General features: G+C 63.3%; 13 protein-coding genes. 7 read left to right on the top strand and 6 right to left on the bottom strand.

Features of this window, described 5'->3' with window-relative positions; genetic code table 11:
• Positions 1-44: 44 nt before the first annotated feature.
• The 3 genes from Q8R73_RS21410 (at position 45) to Q8R73_RS21400 (ending at position 1,714) form a co-directional block, all read left to right on the top strand.
• Positions 45-1,046: a hypothetical protein gene (locus Q8R73_RS21410; RefSeq protein ID WP_305721541.1), complete on the top strand. Its 1,002-nt coding sequence runs from the start codon at positions 45-47 to the stop codon at positions 1,044-1,046.
• Positions 1,047-1,177: 131 nt separating this feature from the next.
• A complete protein-coding gene (locus tag Q8R73_RS21405; RefSeq protein WP_305721540.1) occupies positions 1,178-1,423 on the top strand; it encodes a hypothetical protein in 246 nt (81 codons plus the stop codon).
• The gene (locus tag Q8R73_RS21400) at positions 1,424-1,714 is read left to right on the top strand and encodes a hypothetical protein (protein ID WP_305721539.1); all 291 of its coding nucleotides are present in this window, start codon (positions 1,424-1,426) and stop codon (positions 1,712-1,714) included.
• 7 nt (positions 1,715-1,721) lie between these two features.
• On the opposite strand, the gene Q8R73_RS21395 is transcribed toward Q8R73_RS21400, so the two are convergent.
• Positions 1,722-1,964: a hypothetical protein gene (locus tag Q8R73_RS21395; protein ID WP_305321479.1), complete on the bottom strand. Its 243-nt coding sequence runs from the start codon at positions 1,962-1,964 to the stop codon at positions 1,722-1,724.
• Between the two features lie 197 nt (positions 1,965-2,161).
• On the opposite strand from Q8R73_RS21395, the gene Q8R73_RS21390 reads away from it, so the two are divergent.
• Complete coding sequence (locus Q8R73_RS21390) at positions 2,162-2,320, top strand: hypothetical protein (protein WP_305721538.1); 159 nt, start codon at positions 2,162-2,164, stop codon at positions 2,318-2,320.
• Between the two features lie 151 nt (positions 2,321-2,471).
• Here Q8R73_RS21390 and Q8R73_RS21385 read toward each other — a convergent pair whose 3' ends face one another.
• Positions 2,472-3,737: an ATP-grasp domain-containing protein gene (locus Q8R73_RS21385; RefSeq protein ID WP_305721537.1), complete on the bottom strand. Its 1,266-nt coding sequence runs from the start codon at positions 3,735-3,737 to the stop codon at positions 2,472-2,474.
• A gap of 163 nt (positions 3,738-3,900) precedes the next feature.
• Here Q8R73_RS21385 and Q8R73_RS21380 point away from each other — a divergent pair, with 163 nt between their 5' ends.
• A complete protein-coding gene (locus tag Q8R73_RS21380) occupies positions 3,901-5,124 on the top strand; it encodes an MFS transporter (RefSeq protein ID WP_305721536.1) in 1,224 nt (407 codons plus the stop codon).
• 40 nt (positions 5,125-5,164) lie between these two features.
• Here Q8R73_RS21380 and Q8R73_RS21375 read toward each other — a convergent pair whose 3' ends face one another.
• The 4 genes from Q8R73_RS21375 to Q8R73_RS21360 form a co-directional block, all read right to left on the bottom strand.
• Positions 5,165-6,490 (bottom strand): LLM class flavin-dependent oxidoreductase, encoded by a 1,326-nt coding sequence (locus tag Q8R73_RS21375; protein ID WP_305721535.1) that lies wholly within the window; start codon positions 6,488-6,490, stop codon positions 5,165-5,167.
• Positions 6,491-6,574: 84 nt separating this feature from the next.
• The gene (locus tag Q8R73_RS21370; protein WP_305721534.1) at positions 6,575-6,874 is read right to left on the bottom strand and encodes a hypothetical protein; all 300 of its coding nucleotides are present in this window, start codon (positions 6,872-6,874) and stop codon (positions 6,575-6,577) included.
• A gap of 59 nt (positions 6,875-6,933) precedes the next feature.
• Entirely contained in the window at positions 6,934-8,427 is a 1,494-nt protein-coding gene (locus Q8R73_RS21365; protein ID WP_305721533.1) for a sodium:solute symporter, read from the bottom strand.
• Positions 8,428-8,766: 339 nt separating this feature from the next.
• Positions 8,767-9,702: a LysR substrate-binding domain-containing protein gene (locus Q8R73_RS21360; RefSeq protein WP_305721532.1), complete on the bottom strand. Its 936-nt coding sequence runs from the start codon at positions 9,700-9,702 to the stop codon at positions 8,767-8,769.
• Between the two features lie 727 nt (positions 9,703-10,429).
• On the opposite strand from Q8R73_RS21360, the gene Q8R73_RS21355 reads away from it, so the two are divergent.
• Together Q8R73_RS21355 and Q8R73_RS21350 are read left to right on the top strand one after the other, a co-directional pair.
• Positions 10,430-11,770 (top strand): NtaA/DmoA family FMN-dependent monooxygenase, encoded by a 1,341-nt coding sequence (locus Q8R73_RS21355; RefSeq protein WP_305721531.1) that lies wholly within the window; start codon positions 10,430-10,432, stop codon positions 11,768-11,770.
• A partial coding sequence (locus Q8R73_RS21350) for a flavin reductase family protein (protein WP_305721530.1) occupies positions 11,767-12,263 on the top strand: 497 nt, incomplete at its 3' end. The genes Q8R73_RS21355 and Q8R73_RS21350, both read left to right, overlap by 4 nt.

The raw sequence follows: 12,263 nt of genomic DNA, 5'->3' as shown, positions 1-12,263 counted from the left end.
CAGACGATACTCTCCCGGCCCAAAGGCCGGGGGAATATCGAACAATGAATGCTGCAACGATCGATCTGCTGCACCAGGCGATCACCGATCCCGACACGCAATGGAGCATCGGCACGTTCGGAGCCATCGCCGAATTCTCGCGCGATCCCGGCGAGCCGGTCACCTTGCGGCAAGCCGACGACGCGGTCTCGGCGATCACGGCGCGCGGCGGCATCGCCATCCGGCACGATCCGCGCAACCGGGCGCTGGCGTCCGAAAGCATCACCAGATCCGGCTGGAATCAGCGCATCGCGCTATGCCTGGCCGAAGCCGACGGCGCGATGGGATCCCGAACCGCGCTGACCGAACTCGGCGCCGACACCGAGGCGCTGCGCGCGAGCGACCGCGAATCGATACTGTTCGATCTCGGCCTCGGCGCGCCGCATGCGGATTTCTGTGTCCGCATCGACGATGATGAAACAGCAGTACAGTTGCGCCGGCACGTCGGCCGGGCCGTGTTCGAGCCAGGCAATCCCGCGATGGGACTGATCCTCGCGGCCAATCCGCATCGCGTCTTCATCAGCAGGCTCGGTCGCATCGAGGTCTATCAACCGATCCCGCCGGCCTCGGGCAGGAGCCCCGAGGGACCGCACACCCATGTCCTGCCCAAGCTGTTGAAGACCGGCCGGACCCACCCGGCAACCGAACCGATCCCCGAGGGCTGGGTTCCCTGCGCGCATTTTTATCCGCCGCATCCGGCGCGCGGCGGATCGGGCGAGGTTCGGCCGTTCGACCCGGCGCGGCATCAGACCTTTCAAGCCATGATCGAACGGTTTGGAACTCCTGAAATTCTCGCCATCAAGCGGCGCGTCAGGGACGCGGTCGCAGCGGATCAGCCGCCATCGGCCATGCCAGGGGATCGCCACGGCCGCGCCGGCATCCGGATCGCGTTGCGGCAGTTGACGGCCGCCGGCCATGCCTCGCCGGTATTGCAGTCATGGCTGCAAACATTCGATCCGGCGGGTCTCGAAGCCGACGCGGACGAGGCCGACCTTCACCACGATTGAGGAATTGGCCGAAAAGACGCACTTTTGCCGCGAGATCCGGCCTAAAATTGCCCGCTGGCGATGTGATGCATGGTAAGAGGAGCCCACAGGACGCCGCACCATGATGCGCGCCGCTAAATTCGAGGCAAAAGATGGATGACGAACCGAAGACCCCGGCCGAATTGAAGGAGATTCGGCTGAACCGAAGAGCCGCCCAGGATGCCGAAGGCATCAAGGCGATGGCCGATATCGCGGCCGCCGATATCGCGATACGAAAGCGGACCGCGACCCTGCGCGAGGAGCGACTGGCGCGGGAAGCCGCCGAACGCGACAAGCCGCCGGAGCCGAAGGCCAAGGCCAAGGCCAAGGCCAAACCCAAGAAAAAGAAGACGAGCTAGATGTCAAAAGAAGACCGCGACCGCGCCGATGCGCGTTTCAACAAGGCCGCGCGCGCGGCTGGCGAAGCCAAGGGCGTGAAATCCGATCGCGACGTGACGACCAAGGCCGTGCTCGACAACATGGCCAGGCTGAAGGCCTTGCGCCTCGCGCGCGAAGCCGCCGCACCGCCCGAGGCGGCCAAGAAGCCGCGCGCCAAGTCGTCGGCATCGTCAGCGAAGAAGACGGCGGAAAAGGGCCAGGCCCTGGCCGATTGGCTGGCCGGGCGGCAGAGCGGCGGCCACCGGACCTAGCGCCGTATCACACCGGCGCCGGCCACTCGATCATCGAGCGGGTCTTGGTGGCGGCGTCGTAAACCTGCACCTGTAGCATCTGGTACTGGTTCTTCAGCGCCATACCGGCCTCTTCGGCGGCTTCGACGGTGGCGTGGTGCGATTTGAAGTGACCGTCCACCACCAGCGAGTAGCCCTCGGTCGGCGCCTTGTCGGCGCGAATGATTTTGCGCGGCTGTTGTTCTTCGGCTTCGATCTTCGGCTTTTTCATCGGGACTCCAGATCATGATCCGATCCGATCATGATTTCATATTTCGTGGGATTATCAGGATGTCAGGGCTAACGCTCCGGACATGCCCGGGTTGCGCCTCCCTTTACACCGAACGACGGAAAAAGGCAGGCAAGATTGGCCAACTGCGGCTAATATACCCATCAAATGCGCGCAAATCAGCCGATTAGAGGGATCACATGGGCGGAACCGGCAAAAAGAGCGACCCTCCCACCAAGCAAGAAGACGTCAAACCCCGGAAGCCGCCGCCTCGGCCGCTCGAGGACGACGACTACGAGGATGGCGACATCGCCACGCCGAAACGCGACCGCCATGGCGAGGACGACGAGCCGCTGTAGAGCGCGATAAGTCGCTAAACAAAAAAGGTGTCATCACCCGGCCCTTGACCGGGTGACCCAGTATTCCAGAGGCGTGAGAGATAAAGCGAGAGGGCGCGGCGTACTGGGTCGTCCGGTCAAGCCGGACGACGACGAGTGAGGGTGTTGAACCCTAGCCAAACTCCTCGCTTTCGATCCGACGAATGCTCGCGATATCGAGCAGATGCTCGCCCCAGCCGCCACGGGCGAGCGCGACGCCGCGTCCGGGCGCGGCGAGCAGCACCATCGCGATGATCGCCAGCGGCACCGCGCTGATCCAGTCGAGCTGCACCGGCGTCAGTTCCTCGGTGCTGCCGGCGTAGGGCCCGCCACCGGTCGCGAGATTCCAGCCCTCCGCGATCAGATCCCGCCGGCTGCCGCCGCGCGACGCGCATCCCAGCAGCGCCTGCATCGCCAGATGCGTCCGCACCCCCGCGCGGCTTTCCGCCGCGATCGCCGGCACCTCGCCCAGCGAAACCCTCAGCAGCAAGCCGACCAGGTCGAGACCGGCGAGATAAGCGCTCATCGGCTCGACCAGCCGCGGATTGCAATCGATCAGCAGCGGCGGCGTGCCGTCGTCCCGCATGATGCAATCGACCGACAATGCGCCGTGCCAGCCGAGTTCCTGTCCGATCCGGGCGACGTGACGGCGCAGCTCCGGCCTTGCGACGCTTTGCTTGATCGCCTCGCCTCCCCCGGCGCCGGCGGCGATCGTCCGGTAGGCATGGAAGCCGAGCAGTTCGCCGCGGCAGAACACGGCCTGTGCCTTCTCGATCGTGCCGGCGACGAATTCCTGCACCAGCACTTCATCGGCGAAGGCGCCGCCGGCGTTCAACTCCTGCAGCGCGGATGCGAGGTCGCGGTCGTCGTGCACCAGCCAGATGCCGCGGCTGGCGGTGCCGACCGAGGTCTTGACGACGGACGGAAATTCGATCGCGTCGCGCAATTCGCTTTCGGAATTCACGATTCGAGTCGCCGGCTGTGGCAGATTCAATCGGCCGAGCAGCCGGCTGAAGCCGGCCTTGCTGTGCGCGGCGCGGTAGCCTGCAAAATCCGGCAGCGCCAGCCCGATGCGGTCCAGCAGCCGCTGCTGCACCCGCGCGAACAGAAAACCCTGCTCGTGGGTCGGCAGCAAAACGTCGAACTTCCCGGTGGCCAGCAGTCGCTCGACGAAACCAAGGAAACCGGCGGGATTTTCCTGCAGCCCCGGGCAGCGATGGAATTTCCGGACAAAGCGCGAGAACCGCACGAGGCAGAACGGCGCGGGATCGCAGACCTCGACGTGGTGGCCCGACAGTCCGAGAATCGTGATCGCCTCCCGCGCGGACGTGCTGTTTCCTTCGGAAACCAGCACCCGTAGCGGCGCTTCAAGCGGTTCAAGAGGCAGGGAATCGGACATGCGGTCATCATCCCTGCACGCAGCGGCTTTGTCTTGCAGATTTGACGCGCATTTCACCGCTCGCGGGGGCGCCATGCAACGGTATTCATGGACAAATAACCGCCAGCCGGTATTTTGGCGCGCCTTGCCGGGCCGTTCCTCAACGGGGTTTTTCAGATCAGATATGGTCGACGTTCTCGCCGCACCGCAACACGCCAAGACCGGCGGAAAGACCGACAGTTCGCTGCGCACGCTGGCGGCGATTTCGCTCGCCCATTGGGTCAGCCATTTTCATCTGTTCGTGCTGCCGATGCTGTTCCCGTTCCTGAAGGAACAACTCGGCGTCGGCTATATCGAACTTGGCCTCGCGATCACCGTACTCGGCGTCGTCTCCGGCCTGACGCAGGCGCCGATCGGCTATCTCGCCGACCACATCGGCGCCCGGAAAGTGCTGCTGATGGGGCTGACGCTCGGCGGCTTCGCGCTGATCATGCTCGGCCTCAATCTGAACTATCCCTGGCTGCTGGTCTGCGCCGGACTGCTGGGCCTCGCCAACAGCGTCTATCATCCGGCCAACTATGCGATCCTGTCGGCGCACATGAATGAAGCGCGGATGGGCCGCGCCTTCTCGATCCACACCTTTGCCGGATTCCTCGGCGGCGCGATGGCGCCCGCCATCATGGCGGCCCTGGTGGCGACGGTCGGCGGGCTCGGCGCGCTGATCGCGGCCGGTGCGGTAGGCCTGCTGGTGGCGCTGGTGCTGATCGCGGCCGGCATTCCCGACGCCAGCGCCGCCGACCGCAAGGTCGATGGCGTGCATCCGCCGAAGCAGAGCATCGTCACGCCGGCCATCATCGTGCTGACGATCTTCTTCATGCTGCTCGGCCTGTCCAACGCCGGCATCAGCAATTTCGGCGTGGTCGCGCTGATGACCGGCTATGGCGCGTCGTTCCCGTCGGCCAATCTGGCGCTGACCGCTTTTCTCGTCGCCAGCGCCATCGGCGTGCTGGCGGGCGGCTATCTCGCCGACCGCACCAGCCGCCATGGACGGGTCGCCGCCGCGTGCTTTGCCGTCAACGCGATCATCATGCTGGTGATTGCGACCACCACGCTGCCGTCGCTGCTGCTGATGGCGATGCTGGCGGTGGCCGGATTTCTCGGCGGCGTGATCGCGCCGTCGCGCGACATGCTGGTGCGCAACGCCGCCCCGCCGGGCGCGGCCGGCCGTGCCTTCGGCATCGTCTCCACCGGGTTCAATTTGTCCGGCATCTTCGGTCCGTTGCTGTATGGCTGGATCATGGACCAGAGCCTGCCGCACTGGGTGTTCGGCGCCTCCGTCGTGTTCATGACCCTGACCGTGGCGCTGGCACTGGTGACCGACCGCAAGCCCCGGCTCCGCGCCGCCTGAAGCCGGCCTGAGCCGCATCGCCAGCAACGGGTCGGCAGGCTCACGCCTCCATCAGATGTTCGCGCAACGTCGATCCGGAATAGTGGGTCCGCAACCGTCCGCGCCGCTGCATTTCCGGCACGACGAGGTCGACGAATTCCTCGAAACATCCGGGCGTATAGGTGGCCAGCAGCATGAACCCGTCGGCGCCGCCCTCGTCGAGAAAGGTTTCCATCTGGTCGGCGATGTCGGCGGCGGTGCCGACCAGCTGAGGCATGCTGAACTGAAGTCCGTAGATCTCGGCGGCCTCGGCGACCGTCACGGCGCCGCCGCCGCGGGAGTGCACGATCGATTCATACATGCCCTGAATTCCGAAGATCTCGATGTCCTGGATCGCCTGATCGAGAGGATATTTCGAGAAGTCCAGACCGAAATGCCCCGAGATCAGCGCGAGCGCACCGCTCTGGGGTACCAGCTCCCGGATGAACGCCTGCTTCTCCTGGGCCTCCGCACGCGAGGATCCGACGATCGGCTGCACACCGTAGATGAGCTTGACCGCCCCCTTGGGCCGGTCGAACTTGCCCTGCAGCCGCTCGTTCATGTCGTCGGAGTGCTGGCGCATCCGCGCGACGCCGGGATGAACCGCGAAAATCGCCTCCGCATGTTTTGCCGCGAAATCCCTGCCCTGGTCAGAGGATCCCGCCTGCCAAAGCACCGGGCGGCCCTGCGGAGAGGGCGCCACGAAATGGCGGCCGCGGCAGCGGTAGAAGCGGCCCTCATGCACGACTTCATGAACCTTGGCGGGGTCTGCGTAGATCCCGCTCGCCTTGTCCGCGACGATGGCATCCGGTTCCCAGGAATCCCAGAGCTTGTAGCTCAGCTCCATATATTCCTCGAGACGGTCGTAGCGCGACGAACGTTCGGAGGTCTCCGCGCCATAGGCTTCCCACTCACTCTTCGAGTAGGAAGAGACGATGTTCCAGGCGATCCGGCCCTCCGAAAGATGGTCGAGGCTGGAGAGACGGCGGCACATCGAATAGGGATGTTCGAATGCCGTCGACAGGGTCAGCCCGACGCCGAGGTGGCGCGTGGCTCCGGTAATGATCGGCACGATGGTCGAGGGTTCATGCGTCGGACACTGGACCGCCCATTTGACGGTTTCCTCGGAGCTGTTGGCAAAGGTGTTGTAGGGCGCCAGCTCGTCGGCAATGAACATGGCATCGAACATGCCGCGTTCCATCGTCCTTGCCAGATGCTGCCAGTATGCAGGCCGCGCGTAATTCCAGCCCACCTTGTCTTTCGGGTGCCGCCACATCCCGGTCGCGTGGCTATTGACCCCATGCTGAATGAAACCCAGCAGATGAGCCCTCTTCCTCGATTCCTGCATGTGTTCTCCTGCCATCACCGCCCTTGACGGTCATGGTCGATGCAAATGACAAAGGGAACGGTTCGCCGCTTTCGTCGCGTCCTGTCAGCCGTCACGATCCAGGAAGAAGGCGTAGCCGTTGACGGCGGCGGTAGCGATGACCAGGAGTGGCGGCAGATAGAAGAAGGCCGGAGACACCCCGAGCGATCCGATCAGGGCCGCCGCGGCGAGCACCGCGAACGCCATCGACCAGCCATAGGATTTCTCCTCCGCAACCGCGGCGGAGGGCTGAACGGTGCTTCGATGGTTTCGAATGGCGTTGCCGGTGCCGCGAAAATATCCGGCGACGAAGAGCGCCGTCGCCAGGGCACCGAGGATAATCGTCAAGACCAGCATGATGGACATCTGCATTCCTTCACAGGTGAAACAAGGACTTGGAGTGGATGGAGACTTGTGAGCCGTGATCATTCACCCGGTTGCGCAACCGGTATGGCGTCGACCGCCTTCAGCCGATCCATGTCGAACTGAGAGGGTATCGCCAGCGCCGCGATCACGACCACGGACCCGCTGATGCCGAGGATGGCGAACGTCCCCACCAGTTCACCGTAGATCTCCCGCAACGGCATCCCGATCAGAATCGCAAGGCATACGCCCCCGGCGAACCCGACCGTGTTGGTTTTCGGCCAGAGGATCGCCAGCACCAGCGGCACCAGGATCGCCGTCTTGAGCGCGAAGGTCGCGAGCACCAGGCTGGTGAAATCGACTCCAGACAGGACGATAATCGTCGCGATGATTCCGCCGAACAGCATCGAGAGCTTGGTGATGTAGAACAGCCGCGACTCGGTCGCCGATATAAAGTAGCGCTTGACGATATCGACGGCCACGATGGAGGAGAGTGCCGTGCTGGCGCCGTCGATGGTCGAATAGCAGGCGGCCAGGATCACCAGCACGTAGGCGACGATGAACACGGCGGGAAGGCCCAGATGCGATATGACGTAGGGGCCGATGGCGGCAATGTCGCCACCGATCATCTGCGGCGTGATGCCGTAAGCGAGACCGACCAGGCCCAGCATCCCGAGGCAGATCGGAATCGGATAGAACCAGGCGCCGGCCCACAGGAACGTTCGCGTCACCTGGTCGGCGCGGATCGCCCATACCTTCTGCCAGAAGGTCTGGTCGGCAACCACCGACGCCAGCAATCCGAAGGCAAGCGAAATTCCGAACGCGGCAGGCGCCTCCGACTGGAATATCGAAAGATTGTCCGGGTTGGAGGCCTTTACCGCAGCGAAAACGGCAGGCGCACCGCCGGCAATCTGGTCGAACACCGCCACCAGCACGATGGCGGCGGGCACAGTTATCATCCATGTGTTGACGGTGCCGGTCATCACGCTGGTCCAGAGCCCGCCGAAATAGGAATAGGTACACACGGTGACGATCGTGATCAGCGTCGCGGCTCGCCAGTCGATCGGGAATACCGTCGACATGACCACCGACGTGCCCTTCAGATTGACCAGGATTTCGAGCAGCACGTTGAAGATCATCGTGACGGTCACCACTCCGGATGCGACATTCGAGCCGTTGAAACGGACGTGCGCGAACTGACCGATGGTGTATCCCTCCGGCATCCGCTTGCGCATCATCCGCGCCAGCGGGATCATCGCCATGATCGCAAAACCGTTCGGCACGACGAACCAGAACAGGCCGGAAAGCCCGAACTTGTAGGTCATCGCCGAGCTCATCATCACCGCCATCGCCCAGGTCCAGACCGAGATGACCGTGCCGACACCGAAGCCGAGACCGATCTGGCGATTCGAAATGATGAAGTCATGGGTGTCGCGCACCAGATAGCGCTTCACGATCATCGCAATGAGCAGAAACACCAGCCCGCTTCCAACCATCAGCGAAATGCCAAGCCCTGCCGAGAGGCCTGACGACAATTTCAGTGTCGACGCGTCCATGACATTTTCCCTTCGAGATGCGGTGGCCTATGATCCCGAAGCAAGGATTAGCAAGGAGCATGCCATGGCAATCGCCGTCGAATGCCACGTTTGGCGAACCGGATTGCATGTCGGAGCGGCTGGTTGGCGAGAGTCACGGCATCCGGCCGATTCGTTCGATCAGGCGCGTTGCTCACGGTGATCGATTTTCCGGATCATGCCGACTGTGCAGCAGCAACGCGTCGTATTGCCGGTCACGTTCGAACGCAGGAATACACGGGAGCGGCGATGACAGCCGCTGACGCGAGATGCGCCAGCGTCATTCATGCAGGCGCCAACGGCGGGACGAAGCTCGCTAATTCACTTCCTTATCCTGCCGTTCAACCTCGTGACCTTCGCGTCCTCGTCGATCTGGAGGCTCCGCCGCATCATATCGATGAAGGTCTTCGCCGTTTTCGGTTGCGCCCGGCCCGGCAGCGAGATCGCCAGGAAGGCCCGGGGTATGCGGATGAGATTGACCTGATGCAATTCGCCCGCCTTCAGCGCGGCCTTGGCCACGAGACTCGATACCACGGCCGCGCTGTTGCTTGCCCTCACGGCGCCCAGCACCGCTTCGCCCGTGCGCAACGTCAGTGACGCTTCCAGCGAATCCGGATCGAAGCCGTTCTGCTTCAATGCATCTTCGAACAGCGCCCGCGTTCCCGAACCCGGCTCGCGCATGATCCAGGTCGTTTGAAGCAGCCTGGATAATTCCACCTGATCGACCCCGAACCAGCAATGCAGCGGGCCGACGACCGTAATCAGTTCATCAAACGCCACCTGCTCGACCTCCAGCGACCGGTCGCGGGGCTCCTGTTCGATGAACCCGATATCGACCTCTCCCTGCACGATGCGCTTCTCGACCCTCGTCGAGTTGTCGTGCCAGAGGTCGATCGTGACGCCCGGATACTGCTGGTGGAATTGCTGAAGCAGCGGCGGAAGCCAGTAGTTGGCGACGGTCTGGCTGGCAGCCACCGACAGATGCCCCCTGCGCAGCTCCGACAGATCTTCGATGCGGCGGAGAGCAAGGCTCACCCTGCTGATGATCGCTTCGGCCTCGGCGAGCAGCACGTTGCCGGCGGCGGTGAGTTCGACGTGACGGCGGGTCCGGTCAAAGAGCTGAAGATGGTGTTCGACTTCGAGCGCGGATATGGCGGAGCTGACGGCGGACTGACTCAGTTTCAACCGGTCGGCCGCCCGAGTGAAATGCTCCAGTTGCGCGACCGCAACGAAGATTCGCAGCTGCTCCAGGGTCATCGAACTATTCCAGGGTCAATTCGTCACGCGCGTCTTCTTCCTCTTGCCCGGGTCCGACCATGAGTCGTCCCTGCCATAACTTCCCTCAGCAAGAAGCAGGCCAGCGCTGCCGCAGATCTCCCCGGTTGCCTTGCCGAAACAATGAGCAACGACCGGCCGGAAGCCGTCACACCTCGCAGAGGACGGGCAGACGGGATGACCCTGGATTGCTGAAGCGGGAGTGCGGCAACCGAAAGAAGACTGCTGGTCTCCCGAGCAGTGCTGCGATTGCTTCGTCGCGATCAATCTCCGTTGCGGCAAACCATCACGATTACTCTCGTCCCACGACGTTCATCCGAGGGAGGACCGCGATCCGGTTGGAATGCTGGTGACGATGAAGCTCGCCGATCGTCGTGGCGGCATCACGCCTTCATCGCATTAGCCGATGGATCGGATCAGTCCGCGCTATCGAAGAAACGGCGAGGCTGCACGAACTTCACCCAGCCTGTTCAAAAATGGTCCATGGCGGCCGCGACCGTGTGGTGAGTCTGAAGCCGGTTTCATGGCCGGCGCGTGGCATGGGACTTGCTGATCTGTCACCGGGCAAATCCGGTTCTCCGCTGGCGCCGCCAACCATGGCGTTTGGTTCGAGCGCATCGAGCGGCGATCGGAATGAGCCTGCGAATAGTGCCGACACCATCCTGCCACCAGCTGCGATGCGACGCGACAACGGAAAAGGAACCGCCTCTTGCTCAACAAGAAGAAGGCTCACCTGCTGGGTTTCATTCAGCACGGCGTCAACAGCCATGCCACGGGAATGTGGCGGCATCCCAAGGACAAGGTCGGCTGGAATTTCGCCGGGCCCGAATACTGGCAGCACATGGCCAGAACCATGGAGCGCGGCCTGTTCGACGCCATGTTCATTGCGGACGAACTGGCTCCTTACAACACGCATGAGGACAGCTCGGATGCCATCGTCAAGTGGGCGGTCCAATGCCCGACCCACGAGCCATCGACGATCGTCCCGATCATCACCGCCGCGACCAAGCATCTCGGCGTCGGCGTCACCTTGTCGACGGCGTTCGAGCATCCGTATTCCATGTGCCGGCGCCTATCCTCGCTCGACCACCTGTCCGGCGGGCGCGTGGCCTGGAACATCGTGTCGTCCTATTCGAAAAGCGAATGGGATGCCTATGGCCATGCCATGACCGATCGCGCCGGTCGCTATGACCGGCTCGAGGAATACATGGAGCTTTGCTACAAGCTGTGGGATTCATGGGAACCGGGCGCCATCATCGCGGACAAGGTGAGTGGGATCTATGCCGACCCGGCCAAGGTCAAGGTCGTCCACCACGAAGGGAAGTACTATCGCTGCGACGGACGCCATTTCTGCGCGCCGTCCCCCCAGGGCAGGCCGGTATTCTGGCAGGCGGGATCTTCCGGCCAGGGCCGCGACTTCGCCGCGAAACACGCCGAAGCCATCTTCGCGGTGCATCCGAATGTCGATCGCATGGCGCAATATGCCCGCGACCTGAACGAGCGGCTCGGGAGCAAGTTCAACCGCAAGCCCGGCTCGGTCAAACTGATCTACGGCATGCAGACCGTGGTCGCCGAGACCCGCTCCGAGGCACAGGACAAACACGAGCGCATCAAGGCCTGCATTCCGCCGGAGGGCGCGATGGCCTGGATGTCCGGACATTTCGGCATCGATTTCTCCAAACTGTCCCCCGATGACATCGTGCAGAACATCGAGGTCCCGGGCATTCAGGGCCTCTTCGAGTCGATCATCTACGCCAAGGGCGGCGCTCCGGTCACGGTGAAGGAGGCCGCGATGATCTATGCCCAGGGCATGGGCATGCCTGTCGCGGTCGGGACCGCGAGCGACAGATGGAGCATTACATGGATGACGGAGGAGCCGACGGCTTCATGCTCGCGGCGACCTACACGCCCGGCTGTTTCGAGGAATTCGCCGATCTCGTCGTTCCCGAACTGCAGCGACGCGGGCGCTATCGAACGCATTATTCAGGAACCACGCTCCGCGAGAATCTCCTCGAAAACTGAAATCCAGCAAGCAGCGGGACCGCCATGATCAAGCCCGACCTCTTCAAGCTCGTCATGCGCCGACATGCGGCGTCGGTCGTTCTCCTGTCCATCAAGGCCGGCGAACGCGTGCACTTCATGACCGCGACGTCGTTTACTCCCGTCTCGCTCGATCCGCCTCTGGCGCTGTTCTGCATTCACAAGAACAACGATACCCACGATCTGGTCCGGGTCGGCGGCACGGTCGGAATCAGCCTGTTGTCGCACCTTCAGGAGCCGCTATCGAGGCGCTTCGCGGCGAAGGGCGCGGAGCGATATTCCATCGACGACCTCGATCTCGTACCGGGACCGGAGGGCGCCGTGCTGCTGTCGGGCGCCTGTGCATCCATGGAGATCAAGGTGTCCGAGCGACACCTCGCCGGGGATCATTCGATCTTCGTCGGTTACATCACCTGGGCAGCGGCAGAAGCCGACTCGTCGCCCCTGGTCTATCACTCCGGTCAATACGCATCCGTCGCCGGACTGGCATCCGCACAGCAGGG

Origin of the sequence: Bradyrhizobium sp. (assembly GCF_030697065.1) — a bacterium.
In the GTDB taxonomy this organism is placed as follows: Bacteria; Pseudomonadota; Alphaproteobacteria; order Rhizobiales; family Xanthobacteraceae; genus Bradyrhizobium.
Note: the sequence above shows the minus strand (reverse complement) of the source record. Positions and strands in the feature narration are given on the sequence as shown.

Bases quoted from the DNA above. Each gene is read 5' to 3' on its own strand.
- Q8R73_RS21385 (WP_305721537.1), bottom strand. From the start codon at position 3,737: ATGTCCGATTCCCTGCCTCTTGAACCGCTTGAAGCGCCGCTACGGGTG.
- Q8R73_RS21395 (WP_305321479.1), bottom strand. From the start codon at position 1,964: ATGAAAAAGCCGAAGATCGAAGCCGAAGAACAACAGCCGCGCAAAATC.
- Q8R73_RS21365 (WP_305721533.1), bottom strand. From the start codon at position 8,427: ATGGACGCGTCGACACTGAAATTGTCGTCAGGCCTCTCGGCAGGGCTT.
- Q8R73_RS21380 (WP_305721536.1), top strand. From the start codon at position 3,901: ATGGTCGACGTTCTCGCCGCACCGCAACACGCCAAGACCGGCGGAAAG.
- Q8R73_RS21370 (WP_305721534.1), bottom strand. From the start codon at position 6,874: ATGTCCATCATGCTGGTCTTGACGATTATCCTCGGTGCCCTGGCGACG.
- Q8R73_RS21410 (WP_305721541.1), top strand. From the start codon at position 45: ATGAATGCTGCAACGATCGATCTGCTGCACCAGGCGATCACCGATCCC.
- Q8R73_RS21390 (WP_305721538.1), top strand. From the start codon at position 2,162: ATGGGCGGAACCGGCAAAAAGAGCGACCCTCCCACCAAGCAAGAAGAC.
- Q8R73_RS21375 (WP_305721535.1), bottom strand. From the start codon at position 6,490: ATGCAGGAATCGAGGAAGAGGGCTCATCTGCTGGGTTTCATTCAGCAT.
- Q8R73_RS21400 (WP_305721539.1), top strand. From the start codon at position 1,424: ATGTCAAAAGAAGACCGCGACCGCGCCGATGCGCGTTTCAACAAGGCC.
- Q8R73_RS21360 (WP_305721532.1), bottom strand. From the start codon at position 9,702: ATGACCCTGGAGCAGCTGCGAATCTTCGTTGCGGTCGCGCAACTGGAG.
- Q8R73_RS21405 (WP_305721540.1), top strand. From the start codon at position 1,178: ATGGATGACGAACCGAAGACCCCGGCCGAATTGAAGGAGATTCGGCTG.